This is a genomic window from Candidatus Mesenet endosymbiont of Phosphuga atrata (assembly GCF_964020175.1).
Classification (GTDB): Bacteria; Pseudomonadota; Alphaproteobacteria; order Rickettsiales; family Anaplasmataceae; genus Mesenet.
In genome coordinates this window covers 673230-690185 of record NZ_OZ026541.1, presented here as the reverse complement: position 1 = coordinate 690185, position 16956 = coordinate 673230, and the positions used below count along the sequence as shown (strand labels likewise).

General features: G+C 32.9%; 10 protein-coding genes and 1 tRNA gene. 4 read left to right on the top strand and 7 right to left on the bottom strand.

Features of this window, described 5'->3' with window-relative positions; genetic code table 11:
• Positions 1–2 precede the first annotated feature (2 nt).
• Genes AACL09_RS03385 through AACL09_RS03370 form a run of 4 tightly spaced genes read right to left on the bottom strand, consistent with a single transcriptional unit; the run spans position 3 to position 7642 of the window.
• Positions 3–2630 (bottom strand): type IV secretion system protein, encoded by a 2628-nt coding sequence (locus AACL09_RS03385; RefSeq protein ID WP_339046922.1) that lies wholly within the window; start codon positions 2628–2630, stop codon positions 3–5.
• An 8-nt stretch (positions 2631–2638) separates the two neighbouring features.
• Positions 2639–4942 carry a type IV secretion system protein gene (locus tag AACL09_RS03380; protein WP_339046920.1) on the bottom strand — a complete coding sequence of 768 codons (2304 nt, stop codon included), beginning with the start codon at positions 4940–4942 and terminating at the stop codon, positions 2639–2641.
• Positions 4935–7340, bottom strand: a complete 2406-nt coding sequence (locus tag AACL09_RS03375; RefSeq protein ID WP_339046918.1) for a VirB4 family type IV secretion/conjugal transfer ATPase — start codon at positions 7338–7340, stop codon at positions 4935–4937. The genes AACL09_RS03380 and AACL09_RS03375 overlap by 8 nt, the downstream gene beginning before the upstream one ends.
• A gap of 2 nt (positions 7341–7342) precedes the next feature.
• Positions 7343–7642 carry a type IV secretion system protein VirB3 gene (locus AACL09_RS03370; RefSeq protein ID WP_339046916.1) on the bottom strand — a complete coding sequence of 100 codons (300 nt, stop codon included), beginning with the start codon at positions 7640–7642 and terminating at the stop codon, positions 7343–7345.
• A 396-nt stretch (positions 7643–8038) separates the two neighbouring features.
• Here AACL09_RS03370 and AACL09_RS03365 point away from each other — a divergent pair, with 396 nt between their 5' ends.
• From AACL09_RS03365 to AACL09_RS03350, 4 genes are all read left to right on the top strand, one after another.
• Entirely contained in the window at positions 8039–8446 is a 408-nt protein-coding gene (locus tag AACL09_RS03365) for an OmpA family protein (protein ID WP_339046914.1), read from the top strand.
• A gap of 106 nt (positions 8447–8552) precedes the next feature.
• Positions 8553–8628, top strand: a tRNA-Ala gene (locus tag AACL09_RS03360).
• A gap of 380 nt (positions 8629–9008) precedes the next feature.
• Positions 9009–9977: a lipase family protein gene (locus tag AACL09_RS03355; protein WP_339046912.1), complete on the top strand. Its 969-nt coding sequence runs from the start codon at positions 9009–9011 to the stop codon at positions 9975–9977.
• A 182-nt stretch (positions 9978–10159) separates the two neighbouring features.
• Positions 10160–10933, top strand: coding sequence for a hypothetical protein (locus AACL09_RS03350; RefSeq protein ID WP_339046910.1), 774 nt, complete (start codon positions 10160–10162; stop codon positions 10931–10933).
• Between the two features lie 372 nt (positions 10934–11305).
• Here AACL09_RS03350 and AACL09_RS03345 read toward each other — a convergent pair whose 3' ends face one another.
• The 3 genes from AACL09_RS03345 to AACL09_RS03335 all read right to left on the bottom strand — a co-directional run bounded on the left by AACL09_RS03345 (position 11306) and on the right by AACL09_RS03335 (position 15973).
• The gene (locus AACL09_RS03345; protein ID WP_339046908.1) at positions 11306–12070 is read right to left on the bottom strand and encodes a hypothetical protein; all 765 of its coding nucleotides are present in this window, start codon (positions 12068–12070) and stop codon (positions 11306–11308) included.
• A gap of 43 nt (positions 12071–12113) precedes the next feature.
• Positions 12114–14243 (bottom strand): hypothetical protein, encoded by a 2130-nt coding sequence (locus AACL09_RS03340; RefSeq protein ID WP_339046906.1) that lies wholly within the window; start codon positions 14241–14243, stop codon positions 12114–12116.
• A 98-nt stretch (positions 14244–14341) separates the two neighbouring features.
• The gene (locus AACL09_RS03335; RefSeq protein WP_339046905.1) at positions 14342–15973 is read right to left on the bottom strand and encodes a hypothetical protein; all 1632 of its coding nucleotides are present in this window, start codon (positions 15971–15973) and stop codon (positions 14342–14344) included.
• Positions 15974–16956: the final 983 nt, after the last annotated feature.

Sequence of the window (16956 nt, the reverse complement as noted above, 5' to 3'; positions counted from 1 at the left end):
AATTACTGCCCATCTTGAGATTGATCTGTAGGATCAGGGAAAGAAGATGGTGGGTCATGTATAGGGCTGTCAATAGGATTAGTATTGCTTCCTATAGGACCTCTGCCTGCACTTCTTGAAGATGTATAAGATTTTTGATTGTGCTTTATCTGCAAACGACGCATTCTACTTTCACTATCCATACCAATAATGCCAAGTGCACTCTCTTTAGCGCTGTGAGCAACACCAGATAGATCAGCCACCATCATGCCAAATATACTAGAGGCTATGGTACCTGCAACTTGAACGAAGCTTTTCATGGCATGTGCTAATATTACAAACATCATTATATTAATAATTGGTATTGGTATCCCCATAAAGCTTATTAGACCACTATCTGCATCACGCAAATGATCGTAAACGGTAGATACAGGAGAAAAGCCTAGTGGCAGGAAAAATTCAAGTAAACAAAACTTAATCTCTGTAATTTTAAGATCAATAGAGGGCTGAAATACACAGGCAGTGCATATATCAAAGTTAAATAGTCCATATAACACACCAGTCATAGCTTGATTAAGCATCGCAATAGATGCAAAGACCAAAACTGGTTGCATTGCTACTTGAGCTAGTAATTTTATCCATGAATCAAAAATGGCCTTTGTGCGTTGGAATAATATGCAAATGATAAACAGTGGAGCTATTGAAAGGAGTAGTGCAATCATAATGATGGATATAAAGTAAAGCATGACAGCTTCAAAAAGGCATCCAATCAACATTATCAAACCCCAAAAGATCAGAAAAATTGCGATCCAACCAACAGGACCAGTAAATAATAAAGAAAGTATTTGCAGCCAAGTTTGTGGTAGAGTAAATCTGTATAAACTTAAATCAAGAAATTTAAAATCAGTGCTACTAGATTGTTGTCCTGTCATTATATTAGTTAACTCTATTGGTGCCTTAGTAAATAAAGGAAACAGATAAGTATTAAAAAATGTCCAACTATTGGACCCAATCAATATAGTAATAATACTGATTTTAACAATAAGCGATACCAGCTCTGCTTGAGAAGCTCTAAACGTTCCGAGTAAATAAAAAAGAGAATAAAGAGTGACGTAAAGTAATAAAGTTACTTTTGTAAGTGATATAAAACTACTATTTTTGATAATCCCTTGATATACCGTGCCTACAGCACCACTACTTAAGTTGTTATTAGGATTGTTGACATCAAAATTTGGTCCGTAAAATGCTTTAAAAATGTACTTTTTGGTTTCATTTACAAGCCAGGAAATAGTTTCTGGAACATCTTTATCTACAAATGTAAGTGTTTCAAAATAACCGATATTGTTTTCGTATCCATCGCCATTATCACGGATACCATAATATACATTACCGGTACCTTCTATTTCAAAGTGGTCTTCATTCCTATTATTAAGGTCAATTAGCTTGCCAACTTTTCCAGGCATACCATCTGGAGGCTCATTTCCTACATAATAATACAAGCTTCGACTTGTGTAGTAACTACAATCCTTTTCTACTGAAATATGATATCCTCCAGATTGCTCTTTGCTATTGATGTTGCCAAGGTACAAAGATAATGTATCAGTTGTATAACCATCCGATATTTCATATCCATAACCGGAGCGAGTACCACTATTTATATTGCCATATGTCTTGAAATATACCTGACTACTTGAGTTACCTGAGCGATAATATCTAGCAACTTGTAATGACGGTATATATGTTAATTCTTTCTTTTTAACCCACGTTACATTTCCATCTTGATCAATTTCTGCATTTTCTGTTTCTATTCCCTCAGGATGTTCTATAGAAACTTCAGTTTGTGCACAATTTGACCAATTAATCTTGCCATTTGCATCTTTTATTCCACAAATATTACCACACATTGAATTGAGCAAATATGTATTGTTATTAAATATGGTAGATTTTATGCCTTCAATACATTCTGAATCTTTTTCGCCACACTTACTTCTAACAAATCCATCTAAATTACAAGGCAATTTAAACTCAGTTAATTCATTTAAAAGCTCAATCGATGAATCTGATACTGATTTTTCATTGCTATCTACCTTATTTAAAAGAGCATAGATTTTACCATCTAACCATTTCTTACTATCTTCTTTATTAGGGTAATATCTATTAATTATAGATCCATTGCCATTACTAATTTTCGCTGAATATTGAGTTCCAATGTTATTCTTTTTGCATGCACTTGGATCTTGTACATAAACATTATCCTTTTTGTTATCACAAATATCTTCACTGAAAGATCCGATAATACTAGGCTCTAGCCTAAAAATTAGTTTTTCATGAACAGCAGCTAGATATCTTAATTGTAAAATATTTTTTCCCGGTTCCACCATTGTATTTTGAACTGCACCATAACACAGATTTATACCATTAGGGGTAATTCGTACCTTTTGCTTACCATTTTCTTTTAATTTAAGATCTGATTTTATCCAATAGTTAGCAATTTTATTTTTATCAAAATCTTTATCACCAAAACTACTTGGTTTTGTCGGAATTATATCTCTAACTTCATCTTTTAAAAGACCAGGAGCTGTAAGGCATGCAGTACCACCACAACTTGAAAGTAAAAAGATAATAGAAATGATGGCTAAGGTTTTGAACATTTTGAAAGCTACCCTTTAGATACTTCATCACCAGCTCTACCTCTACTCCCTCCACCACCTTTTGCTGCACCTGCTATTTTCTTAGCAGCATCTTTTATGCCACTGTGTGCACTTAAAGCAGCACTTAAGCCTTTTTTCATCATTGTTGTTGGTGAAGTTACCCCATGAGCTAAATTTGCTCTTGGGTTACCAGCAAGTTCTGCTGCTAAGCTGCCAATAGTACCTAAGAAATGGTAAAATAAGAATCCCATAAGTCCCATCATTCCAAGTTTTGTCCACAATAGCTCAGTAACACCTTTATCAAGCTCAAAACCTGTCACCTCCATTCCAAGTATTATTTTATGATTCCTAAATCCTATAGAATTCACAATGCAAGCAAGGTTGCCCTTATGCTCTGTAAGGTCACAAGCATCTTCCGGATCTAAAGTGAAGGTTATTTTTCCATTATCACCTGTGACACGTTTGAACCTCAAATCACCAAAATACAAGTTATCGAATACTGAAAACATAAGTGAAAGAAAAGCAAACAGTATGACAGGATATAAAGAGTAAGTCATAATCTCTTTAAGCCAACCGTCGAAAAACCCCTTAGTTGCTTGGAATAAACACATAGGAATAAATAGAGGTGATATAAGAATAATGATAGTTAAAGCGATTAAAGATAGTATGAATAAATAAACCATCCATATTGCAACCAGAATTATCATTATCACCATAAAAAGAGCAACAATGCATATAATAACTTGTGCACCAAAGAAGATAGCAAAAATAATAAGCGCTGCTAGCATAAAACTTGTCAGTATTGCCACGCCAGTTGTTGCATTAAGCTGGCTTCCTAAATAAAACATTATGCGACAATCCAGCCTATCCCATAGTGCCAAATATCCAAGATTTTTTCCATTAATAAGATATTCATCTTGCCTATAATTACATATAGTTTCATTGCCTCCTGCTCGCAACACTACATCTGATAAACCTTGCGATAGCTTTATAAGTTGATCGTAATAGTGCGACATAACCCCACCCATAGTAAAATATAGCACTAATGCAAATTTTATTATCAGTAAGTATAGTTCAGCAGTGTGTTGCACTCCGCCAAGCATTGTTTTAATGGCAAATAACATCAAAGCTAGTACTAGCGCTGCTTTGATTGCTGTTTTTAGCCTCTTTTGCGCAATATCTAAAAATCCATCCTTGCTTTTTGTCCCATCAGCATATGTTCCTGTAAGAAGATTGTTCAATGACTCCTTGAGGCATTCAACAACTACTGAAGTTAAAGGGAAAGGAGATTTTGCATGTGCCCCTGTTATGCTATAACAAGCCGGTGAGATGTACCAATTAAAGCACTTACTATTATCATAACTTACAACTTTTCCATCTTTTATCTCAGGCTTTGATTCTTTACACATAGGAGCGGGTGGACCGCTTGGACGCATGTGACAACCAACTTCTGATTGCGGAAACCATGGAAGATCGCCCATACCCCAAGCGTCTACACAAATTTGGTCTCTACGTTCTATTGCCTTAAACGTCACTCCATGCAGTATAGCTTTTTGACCGGCTCTTAAGGGGCCACTACATTCTACTGATCCACCAAGCCATATTTTTGCATTTTTTAAATCGTCATTGCCATAATCAAGCTCCCTCGGCAAAAGCTTATCTTTTCCGTAAACTCCTACAAGAGGAGCTCTATAGCATACTTCTATATAATTACTGCTCGATATCCTATTCTTCGGCCAATAATACTCACCAACGGTTTCAAATTCTTTCTTTGGGCATCTTGGCTCTAACCTTCTACCTTTTTCTATATCTCCATCTCCTATACATCTAAAATAATCATCTTCATTTTGATATATCTTATTGGCACAGGCTGGATAAGCTTTATCAGGATTTCTGCAGTGTTTATATTGCCCAGGTTGACCTCCACTTTCATCGTTGATATCAGAACGTAGTACAGGATGTCTAACAAAGCTATAATTACAGCCAAAAAACATGGCATTACTCATGACAAGAGCTGTAATGGCTCCAACACCTGAACCAAACATTACTATGCCAGCTTTAATACCTATAACACTGGCCTTAAGAGCAACACCAGTTATTATTAAAATAACTCCAGCAGATATACCTGAGATAATTTGTGTTGAAAGTTTCGCTGCTTGGCAATTAGGATTGCTGGCTTTTGTATCTCTAAAAATTGCTGTTGCACCCTCTTCATTTGCTTCTGCAGCAATAGCGGGACTAGCGAGTAAAAAATCAACATTTAATAATAAAATAGCCAGTATAAGTAATACTACTTTAGCGTTTTTAAGCATTTTTTACCCGTTCATAAAATATAGGTAGCCATATTTGTGGATCATGACCAACTTCTTTTATAATATTATATAATAATAACACTGTTTCTGCACGTCCAGACAGTACATTTACTATATCATCAAGCCCTTTTAAATCTATTCTTGCAACAACAGAATTAATTCCTTGTTTTATTAAAAAGAATCTAGTGCCTGGATCCGTATGTTTAATTAACATATATTCTCTTTCGGTAAGCATAAAGACATCTCTGTATACACTTGTTGCCTTAAGATTGGGTAAAAAGATCTGCGTTGCAGTTTGTTGTACTAAAGTGTCACTAATAGAGCTTTTACTTGCATCTTCAACACTTTGAGTGGCAAAAATTACAAAAGTATTAAGCTTTCTCAGCACTTTAAGCCAGTCTTTTATTTTTGGAGCAAAAATTGGATTATCTATAAGCGCCCATGCCTCGTCAAGAACGATCATAGAAGGTGTACCATCAAGAGATATGCTTATTCTATGAAAGAGATAAAGCAATACCGGTCCAAGAGCAGCTGAGTCTTTTAGTAGATTTGCCATTTCAAAGCCAAATACTCTGGATTTAGAAAAATCCAGCAGATCCTCACTGTTATCAAATATGGATGCATGAGAGCCATTGCCATACCACATAGACATACGTCCTGCTAAAGTATCCGGTCCACCTAATCCTAAAAATGGTATAATGTTACTTAATATTCTTTTTTCTTTCGCAAGTTTAAAATTGCCTTCTATTGCATCATTAATACGCTCTATATCTTCAGAAGAAAATTTATCATCATATGTTGAAACTAAAACCTTAATCCATTCCATCAAGAAAGTTCTATTATCGGGAGTATCATCTAGTTGCAACGGATTAAACCCTGTGGGCGTTCTTGGTTCTATTACAGTATAAATTCCATTTAGTGCTCTAATAAAAATCTCAGCACCACGATCTTTGTCAAAAAAAAACATTCTTGGTGTGAATTTCATCGCTTGTGCACAGAGAAAATTCATCAAAACAGTTTTTCCGCTTCCTGTTGGACCAATAATCATAGTATGACCAACATCCCTTACATGGAAATTAAAAAAAAATGGAGTACCTGAAGTTGTATCAAATACAGTCACAGCTTCACCCCAATGATTATTGGACTTATTGCCAATTGGATAGTTATGTAATGAAGCAAAACCTGCTAAATTAAGTGTACTGATTGTGCTTTTGCGTACTACATAATCAAAATTACCAGGCAATTGTGCCCAAAAAGCTGGCTCAAGATTTATTCTCTCTCTAACTGGATAAATACCACAATTTGAAAGTTCGGCTTCAATTAACGCTAAAGCATTATCTAAAGTTTTTGGTGTTTTTTCTATACACAAAATAGTTAAATGGTGGTTGCCAAATGCAATTCTACCACTCATCGCATCATCAAGAGCTTGTGAAATTTCAACAACCTGTGAAATCGCCTTATCTGCAGATTGCATCATACGATTTTGTTGAATTTGCATTTTTGTAATTGCCATCTGACGATTTGTGAACTCAAATGATTGTGTAATTATAAATTCATATGGAAGTTGCAAGAAGCTATCTAACATGCCAGCAAAAGTATGCTGACCATATTCTTTAACACTAATTATACCAGCATACTTATTTCTATCATGGGAGACTATTTGTATCATCTTATGACCGAAATATAATCTATTCAATGGTAAGTATTTTGCAATTTCAGTTGTAATTGGAAAAAGTGCATTAGTTACAAAACCACAATTTACAATTTTTGATAAAAATTCTGTAATTTCACAAAATAAACTACCAGAAGTCTCACGTACCTTAAGTACACGAGGTCCGTAATTGCGTAAGCTTACAACTACACGATTTGTCATCTCTTCTAGATCTTCGTATGTAGCCCTCATGTCATTTTCACGCGCATGTTTTGAGGTTACATTGTCAAATTTTTGTAATAAGTAGCTGAGAAATTCTACTCCCTTTCTGTCAAATTTACGAACAATTGTAATATACAGCTCATTAATAAACGATTGTCTTGTTGAGTGTTTTTCTCTCCATTTTAGATTCACATAGTCAGAAAAGTAATTGGAAAGTCTTTTACCAGCAAAACCATCAGAAAAGGCATCTTTTCTTCGTCTTATTATATGAAAATACAGCCCAAATGTAGGTGATGAAATACTACGCAATACTTGATTTCTAATAGAGTTCTGTATAGATAAATCTTCATCATCTGCAGTCTCAAAAGCAAAGCCATCAAGCTTTACAACTTTTAACATATAACCTTCTTTTGTCATTAAAGTTGTGCTATTCCAATGATGAGAATAGGGTATAAAATTAGCAGAATGAATTTCCCTTCTTATTATACTGCTGTTGCTTGATTCTAACGTTCTTAGTTTAAACATTTTTACGTTATATCATATGAATTTGTCCCATGATAAAAGCGATTTAAGCACTTGGAGCATTTTTGCATTTTTATCATAAATAATTCAACGAATAGTGGCTCTTTTGTTGAAGCGATATATCCTGCTCCATGAATTATTGGACCTAAAATAAAAAGAACCCTAAGATCCTCTAAAAACACAAAGAGCATCATAATAGTTAAAAGATTGAATACAGAAAAAATATAGCTAACACCAAATAGCATTGCTGGTCTTGTTAATCCTTTAAACAATTGATCTGTTTTTACATTGCCAGTATTAGCCATCTTTGTTCCTAGGTTTTAGAACTATTAGTATAGCGTTGCAAGCGTTAGAAAACCATTAATAAGATTATTGTACACTAAAATTTACATTTATTGTGAAAGAGTTTATACCCACAAGCTATTTTTTCGTTAATATCCTATGTTTTGTAAAAGATTTACAATATTAATTGTATAGGAATAAAAAGATAGGTTAATTCAAAAATTAGATAATTGTACTGTAAGTAATATAGTTTTTAACTAAAATATCATATACTCTTTTCTTTTAAAATTACGAAAATCTAGTCTTGCTCTAACAGAAGTATTGACTATTACATAGTGTGCAATAAAATTAATTAATTATTAAATAAAAGAAATTTAATGTACCATAGGGTATCCGTACTGTTATTATTATTTATTTTAATGTTTGGCTCTAGTGGTTGTCTCATAAAAAGTACGTTCCCTATGCTACACAATAGTCAAAAGGTTTGGAAAGTTTATTTTTCGTGTGATAAATCAGAAATTACAGATGAAAGTAAGTTACAATTGTTAGACACTATAGAGTTTTTACAAATTAACCCTGATAAGGTAATTAAAATAATAGGATATACTGATCAATGTTGTGTATCTAATGGCCGCAACAAAAAAAAGTATAACCTCACTCTAGGAAAAAGACGTGCAGATGCAATAAAAGAATATATAATAAGTTGTAATCAATCTTTAAAGTATAGAATATATACTGAATCTAAAGGAGAATCGGAACCTGAGATTATTGGCAATGATGAAAGAGCTTGGTCTAAAAATCGTAGAGTCGTTGTTGTAGCAAGTTAAATTATTTATTAAATTTATTTAAGGCAGTATAAAGGTTTTTCTTGTATATTGACCTTAGGTGTCTTATTATCAAGATGGTTGTGTAATGTCTTATTTATTTTTATATGGGGGCATAGCTTAGCTGGTAGAGCGTCTGTTTTGCACGCAGAAGGTCAGCGGTTCGACTCCGCTTGCCTCCACCATAGCAACCTGTACGAACTGTTCTCTATTCTAATATTAGCATGATCTTAAACCTGCTACAGTAGCCTATTTTGCTCGGTATACATGTATACTTTGGTATTCAATTATACTTCAAATAATCCTATGTTTTGTTTTCCATAATGTAGCATTTCTTACCTTTTTTCTCTAAAATATGGGTACTTCTATATGGTTTTGAGAGAATGAAGTAAGAGTAAATAAATAAAATGCTGTTAATGCTAAAGAGGACAATATTTTTTATAAACTTATTTGTTTAGCCACGTTGTAAATAAAGAAAATCTTATGATCTCTTTTAAGAATTGAACAATTTACTTTATAAAATTAAGATTTAATAATATACTTAATTAATATATTGAGGGGGATAATGAGTGAAGATTCAATAGAAGGTCAAAAATCTATTTGGGATGAATTGCAGCACTGTTCTGCAGAATCTGAAGCTAAAAAAGTAGAAACCCTAAATATTAATGATACTGAAACTGTACATCATACTGACAGCTTAGACAGCTTTGAATTAATAGATTACCCTGACCCAGACGAAATAGAAATTGCAGGGTTTAACAAAAAAAAGTTATTGAAGATGTGCACTTTCTCCAAAATAACCTATGGTAATAATGATATAAAATTATCTGAAGCAGTGTATAAGACTAAAGCTGAATTTATCAAAGAAGGATACAATATTATTCCATTCTACCACACTAATGGAACGTTAGCTGGCTTTGTTTTTACAAAAGATAGAGAAATAACCATAGCTTATCGTGGTACTCAAGGTTTTGATGATATTATGACTGATATTAATGCATGGCTTACTATCCTAGAGTTTTTATCTGAAGGTGGAAGGGTGCATTATGGTTTTTATAATTCATTTAAAGATTCAAGAAAGTGTCTTGCTGATATTATAAAAACTTATTCTGATGAACAAAAATTGGAAATTAAAGATTTTAAATTTTATCTTACAGGTCATAGTATGGGGGGAGCTATCGCTAAAATAGCTGCTCTTTTTCTAAGTAAAGTAATAGGTGCTCAAGATCTTCATGTTGCAACCTTTGCTGATCCAAGAGTCTTTGATCTTACTGCTAGTGAAATTTACAATAAAGCTCTTCCAAATAGGACTGTCAGAGTAACTCAACATAGATGCGATCCAGTTCCAGCAGTAGCACCTGGTTTTTTAGGCTATGTTCATGTAGGCACACAATTAAGAATATCAGTAATGCCAGAATATACTGTTCATAAAATAGATGGCTATTATCAAGCTATTAATATGATGCAAGAAAGCGATTTCCAACCTGATATAGTGCATCTATCTTTTACTATCTTTCTAGATCATTCATCCTAATTAACAATGTAGTCTTAGGTAATAGTCAATACTACGCTGCTAACTTTATAAGATATCTTTTATATCAGGAAAATCCATATGTATGCTTTAACGCAATAGAAGATACTAACCATATAAGTGTGATTCCAATTTCAACAATAATTTTTAACCCTTTAGATCATAATACACAATTGAGAATGCCAATGATGCTGGAAATATGCAAACCAGATCAAGCTATTGGCATAGGTAATAATGTACCTATCTTCTATTCCTCTGTTAGGGTATTAACTTCAGTCAATAATGTGGTTTTAGTAGGATTGTTTTATGGTACTGGTTTTAATGTTGATAGCCATTTTGGCAGGAAAGTTGGATTTATAACTCAAGATAGTGGATTCAGTAATAGAAATAAGAGAATAAAAGCTATACAAAACCTGAATTTAGTAAAAATTAATGATCAGCAAAAAAATGATAACCTACTTGATTATGTTAGTTTTGATAAAAAAGAGGATACACAACAACCTGAGATACAATCCTCAATAACAGAGGACTTTGATTCTACAGAAGATTTAAATTTTAAACAATATGCAAAATTACCAATGTTAAACACAAGCAGCTCCATTGTTGCTAATGATTATCAAACACAAGTGATAGTAGATAAAGTAGCAAGTAACAACAGAGAGCTTAGTTTAACGAAGAAGGCTGTATATGCCACTATGATAGCTTCTCCATTTATAGCAGTAGGGATTTACGCTGCAGTAGCTTTATCAGTTGGTGTAACAGAGTTTAACCCTATCATTGCTGCTGGGATATTTATTGGAGTAGCAGCTCTTGCAGTTATGTGTTTTGTAATAGCGAAAGTTTGTGAAAAAGGTAAAGACCCAAATACAAATTTATCTACTGCTTTGAAGAATGCCCTTACCCTTGAATGCTTTAGAAGCAGTGAGACAGGACTTCCTGATTCAATGTATGTAAATTAATTAGCAGTATAGTTTAAGTTATTAAATTTAATAATATCTTGAAATAATTATTAACTAATTAATAATAACCAATCAGCATTACCCATAATATTTCTCCCTCTAACAACAAAACTGCTCTACTATAGCGAGATGTGTTATGAAGAATGCAACATTTTAACAAAATGCTAATCTGTCTTATTTTTGTTAAATTGTATTAAACCTACCACTGCTGCTATGAGATTGCACTTCTGCTGCATTCATATTAGAACCTGGTATTTCTTCAACTTGCATCTGCAGCTTTTCCAGTTCTTACCTCAGCTTTATGATTGAAATTTATCTTTCATACTAGCCTAAGCTGTACAATAAAAACTTTAATTTTTAAATTGAAAAACTTCAGCTATGCTTCTTATCTGGCATATTTGTAACTTCGATATCACTGTCACTTAAAGAGGAAGATGGAAAATCACAATCCGGTTTAAGAGCTTGGCTTTGATTCACCATCACTGCTATCATTTCCTCAACTTTGCTCAACCTACGTACTAGCAATTGATACTGCTCTGTTTTTTTGATATTTTCCGCTTTTAATTCCTGTATTTCCTTGCTTTGTGATTGTATTTGTCCTACTAGCACTCCATTCTCACTTTCTAGTTGCTTATTTTTATTTAAGGTTTCATCTAACACATCTTGTGTCACAGTTAATTTATTCTTTAATTCATTATTGTGATCATCTAAAGTATTGTTTCTACAGTTAGCTATAGTAGCCTTTAACTCACTTGCTGAGCTTTTTACAGATAAATGCAACTTCTCTAAAGTACTGCTACGCTCAATTCGAGCTTTTTGATCCTTATATTCCACATCCAAATTTATTTTTGCTAGTCTACTAATAATCTCACTACTACTCTTATCTTCCTTTTTACCTTCATCAATGGTAGTAGATATCTCTTCAAAAACTATTTTATAAGATTTTATCTGTGTTTCAAAAACCTCAAGTGTGTAACGGTCAAACAGTTGTATAATAAGCCTTTTAATTTTTAACATTTTCTTGATATTATCAAGACGCACATTTAAACTTTCATCTATTGCTTTCAGCTCATCTACTATTGTTTGCAACTCATCATCGGCTTTTTTCTTTTTATCTACCTGTTGCACACCTGTCATCTTTTCCCCTCATTTATATTAAAGTTAACATGTTATTAACCAGTTAGTGTTGTGTCAATATATTATCCTCACCACAAATAGATGCCCCTTCTAAAGTAGGATTTGGCTTTTGGCTTTCTTCTCCTGTACTACTATGCAATTGTTCTGCTTCTTTAAATTGTTTTAATACTTGTTCAATATTGTCTAACCTTTGTTCTAATTGCTGTGCTTGTTCTTTTTGATTTTTATTATTTTTCTCTAATTGTTCTAATTGTTCTGATTGCTTCTCCAATTGTTCTTCTATTTTTTTATGATCTTCAGCAATTCTCTCTTGCTGCTTTTGAACTTCTTGTGCTTTTTCAAGTATTTCTTCCACTTTTTTCGCCAATCTTTCATAATCAGCAAGTGCATCATTTAGGGTTCTTTTTGGTGTAAATTCACAAGTTAAACGCGCAAGATACTGTGAGATTAGCTTATAGACTAGACCTTCTGCTTCTTTTTTATTTATTTCTCCAGCTTGAAACTTTCTCTGCAACAAATTAAACAAATCTTCCTTATTTAAATTATAACAACGGTAACTCATAAGATAGTAACAAAGCTCATGTAATTCCGCGCGTGGAAGTTCTTGCATCTTTTCTAGTACCATCTCTTCACTTGTTTTATCATTTGATAATTCTTCTGACGCTTCACTAGCTACTTCTGTTTGATTTACATAACTTCCTATTCTTGACGATATAAATTTCCTCGACTTCTTATATAAACCTTTACTTTTTTTCTTCTCTGCCTTCTTTGCCAGCTCACAAGATATAAATAAAATGTTTAAATACTCTATTACTGGAAGAACAAAATATTCATCTACCTTCTCATAATTCTCTCTCTCTGCTAAGGAATACGGCTTTGGATTTATTAGATAGGAAAATATATATCCACTTCTTTCCTTAAAAAATTCTTGTGCTGAAGATAATATATTACATTGGAGTTCACATCTCTCTAGCAACTTACTTACGGAAGATTTTATGTATTTAAGATCCTCATCATCTTGGCAATCTTTATGTAGCTTAGCTAACTCTTCAGTAAAACCTCTATATCTTTCTATATATTCATCTGCTGCTTTTAAAACTTTGCGCTCTATATCCCATTCTAAAGATTGAAAATCTTTCTTTTCATCTAACAGATGCTTCTCCATAGTGGACTTGCTTGCTACTAAGAACTTATCTAACAAACTTGTCAGATGCGCATGACTTACCTTTGATATCCACCATAATTTATCTAATATTTTATCATTAAGCTGCTCCAACTTGTCCTTATTAGATAATAGGCCAATTTCTACATTAGCATAAAAACTATATTGAAAATCCCTGTTGAGAACTGAAGTGTGGTTAGAGATTGCATGCTCATAAAGATTCTTCATTATTCGCCGTGTAGTATTTACTCCTTGTTGCATTTCTGTGGCTCTTTTTTTATCTTCATCAGCTACTTTATCTGGATGATAAGCTAAGGATAACTTCTTAAACTTTTGATTTACTTCTTCGTTGAAATACTTTTCATAATCTTCTTTTTGCGTTTGATGTGATCTCATTGCATACAACCCATGATCCAAACGTTCCAGTAGTTTAGGCAAGCCAAAAAGTTCTAATGCTTCTTTTAAACTCAGCTGCATAATTGAGTCTTCTATTTTGCCAAAGGAGAAGGTAATTCCTTCTTCAGGTACAACATCAACATCATCACTAATCTGAGTCTCTTGATTTAAAAAATGAATATGCGATAGATCATTAATGTTTTTAGTTCTACCAACTTTATGTTTTTTTACCATCTCATCCCCCTGATAAGATAACTTATGCCATTTTTCTAAATAGAAATGCAATGATATGGAAGTAAAAATATTAAGTACAAACCTATACCACAACCTGTAATACGGATAATTTTTTACTCTTTCCTTTTGGTTCTGGCTTAAACTTATATCTTTAATTTTCCTACTCCACGGCCACCAATGGTAGGCTGGCATTTCACCATAAGCATAGACCAAGCCATAAAGCTGATCTTTTACTTCTTCGTTTTCCTCATTTTCAAGTAAGTATTTAGCATTAAAACCTAAAGCACCACATAAATGATTAAACAAGCTACCACCAAATCCCCACCAAAATATCCTGTACCTCTTTTGCTCTTGCAGAAAATTTATCACTTCCCCTACCATTTTAATCTATATTTTTTTAATTATACATTAATCAGTATAAATTGATCTTGTAAATAAAATAAAGTTCTGTAGATATTTTTAAATAGTTCTAAAGAAACTCACCTACTAAAGAGATATTTGTAAAATTGGGTGCATTGACCTTTCAAGCTACTAAAAACGTTACTAACTGAAATTTGTTCCAAAAGAGTAGGTGGGGTAGCTGGAGTAGCTGATTTATAAGACCAATGTTTAATGAATTCTTTGTCTTGGATAGCTTGTATAACACTTTTGCCACCTAAGAAGCAGTTTTTGCCGAAGCTTGATTTGTCCTTTAATTTGTCAAATTTCTCTTGATTCTCTTCATCTAGTTCTACTTTAACTTTACTACTGTCGTCTTTATCAGAGTACAAAAGAATACTGATCTTCTCAGTTTTATCTTCTATTTTTGCAGTAAAAGACATCTTAATTACACCTTGCGGAACATCTGTATAATTTCTTTTCTTTTCTAACTTCTCAACTCTAATTACACTGCTGCCAATCTGTAGTATGCCAACTTTTAAGTTTAATTTATATTCTGAGTTTAAATCATCTATAATTTTATTGTTTGTAACCTTTGTTAGTTCAACGACGCTATTCTTTTCATACTTTATGTAAAAATAACCATTATCTATTGCTACTTCAAAATCATCTCTGCTCTTATTCTTATTTATAACACTTTTGTATGCTATACTTCTAAGTTTGCTATCAATCTCCTCACACTTTTCATAAAGACCATCATCAATGCTACGAGTTACATGAGCTAACCTGTCATAGTAGAAATAACTGCGTTTTGCTTTCCCGCCCTTTGTCAGCAAATCTCCTATAATACTGCTAACAATTTCTGCACTACTACCTTTAAATAATTCGTACTCATCATCATAATCTTCATCATAATTAGAAACGTCATAGGGCTTAAACTGCCCATATGCTGTAGTGTTACAGGTTACACGTACAATACCATCAAGAACGTATATTATTTTTTCAAATATAAGATTTGTTACAGTGTGACCATCATAAGATGCATTTAACCTTATCCCTCTCTTCAAATATTCATCGACTAAACACTTAATACGTTTTAAAGCGTTCTCAGTACAATTTATACTAGAGTTATGTATATTCTCTTTACGCTCTTGATCATTTTGTGCCTCTACTTCTTTCATCTTTTGATAAAATTCATGGATCAAATTCTCTTCATTTTCAGTTAATGGTACTTCCAACTTCATCAAAAATGAATCTTCTGGAAGAATATCATCTGAACTATAGCTTAAATCTTCCTCTGAACTCCAATCATTAGAGTCAGAATAAGTTTCTTGCAATACAGATTCAATACATGACCTAGCAGTTTTTTTTGCTTCTATATCATATTCATCTTCTTCATTTTTTAGAGCAAATTGATCATCCTTTTGACCCAAGTTTCGTATTTCTTGTAAAAATCGAATATCATCAAGAGCTTTTGGGCTATATTCACTGCCAGTAACACTAGAATTAATAGATTGCTTATCTTCTTCTTGATATTCCTTCACGTTATGAGGAAAGTGTGGCAAGCCATCATCTGTCCCTATACCACTTTCAGGAGTGAGTTGATTATGTTTTTCTGAATGTTCTGGGATTGAAAGATATCTCTCACTTTCACGAAGCTGCTTTTTTGCTACGTCTTCTTCATCATCTAATTCAATCGGTGATACCTTTATATCAATTGGTGTAAGTGGCATATTTTTTGTTTAAACGCACTATACAAATAGTAGCATAACTCTTATAAAATTAATATTATTTTAAAAGGAATAGCTGACACTTTCTTCTAAAGCACAGACAACTGGGGCATGATCTGATGGATTTTCTTTTGCACGTATTTTGTTATTGATTTCTCTAACTTATCTGTTGCTTCTGGAGATAATAAAATGTCTCTTATTCTGTTGCCATTCCCACCAACTAAATTCCTTACTTTCTGGGTTTGTTATTCTAAAAGCATCACTGAATGAAGTATAGCAAACCCGTTCATCTATATGAAAACCTATCTTATCTTCAGTGGCATATGCACATCTATCTTATTTGTACCTCCTATATGGTTATTTCCTCTTTTTCAAACAAGTCATCTGATATAAGCAATCAAGAAATTATACTTAAATGCTTCAGTTTGGCCATTTGGTACATATACCCCTTAGATTAAAACCATTACATTCAATCAAACATTCTAAATAACTTCATTATCAATAATACTTGTGTTTAAACTATCTTCAACTATTTGATAATATTGCCACACCGTTTCTTGCCTTTTCTCCATGAACTATACATCTATAACCTAATTGCTCTATTTGTTCACTGCTCATTTGTACATTTGTAACATTATAATATCAATTTCATCTTCAGTAACAAAGCTGCAGAGTTGATCAATCCGTTTGCGTATAGGTTCCAAGTGGCAATTTTAAGCATAAATTTAGTACAGTTATATCGCTATCTATCTTTTTCTTTAAAACTAAAATATCTTTTAGGATTATGTGATCCAAAAACTCGATCTGCATACAATGGCACGCTAAATTTTGTAATATCTATATCATCCTCTGAAATTGCCGCTTAAGTGGTTATGACTTACTATAATCGATGTTGCTCTTAAACTCTTTTTATAATATTTCTAATGTAGAGTGATCTACTGTTCCACATCTTTGTAACTCATCAGCAATTATGCGATATTTTTTAT

Excerpts from the sequence above, each read along its gene's own strand:
- AACL09_RS03380 (WP_339046920.1), bottom strand. The coding sequence starts at position 4,942 with ATGCTTAAAAACGCTAAAGTAGTATTACTTATACTGGCTATTTTATTA.
- AACL09_RS03345 (WP_339046908.1), bottom strand. The coding sequence starts at position 12,070 with ATGACAGGTGTGCAACAGGTAGATAAAAAGAAAAAAGCCGATGATGAG.
- AACL09_RS03385 (WP_339046922.1), bottom strand. The coding sequence starts at position 2,630 with ATGTTCAAAACCTTAGCCATCATTTCTATTATCTTTTTACTTTCAAGT.
- AACL09_RS03340 (WP_339046906.1), bottom strand. The coding sequence starts at position 14,243 with ATGGTAGGGGAAGTGATAAATTTTCTGCAAGAGCAAAAGAGGTACAGG.
- AACL09_RS03350 (WP_339046910.1), top strand. The coding sequence starts at position 10,160 with ATGATGCTGGAAATATGCAAACCAGATCAAGCTATTGGCATAGGTAAT.
- AACL09_RS03335 (WP_339046905.1), bottom strand. The coding sequence starts at position 15,973 with ATGCCACTTACACCAATTGATATAAAGGTATCACCGATTGAATTAGAT.
- AACL09_RS03355 (WP_339046912.1), top strand. The coding sequence starts at position 9,009 with ATGAGTGAAGATTCAATAGAAGGTCAAAAATCTATTTGGGATGAATTG.
- AACL09_RS03365 (WP_339046914.1), top strand. The coding sequence starts at position 8,039 with ATGTTTGGCTCTAGTGGTTGTCTCATAAAAAGTACGTTCCCTATGCTA.
- AACL09_RS03375 (WP_339046918.1), bottom strand. The coding sequence starts at position 7,340 with ATGTTTAAACTAAGAACGTTAGAATCAAGCAACAGCAGTATAATAAGA.
- AACL09_RS03370 (WP_339046916.1), bottom strand. The coding sequence starts at position 7,642 with ATGGCTAATACTGGCAATGTAAAAACAGATCAATTGTTTAAAGGATTA.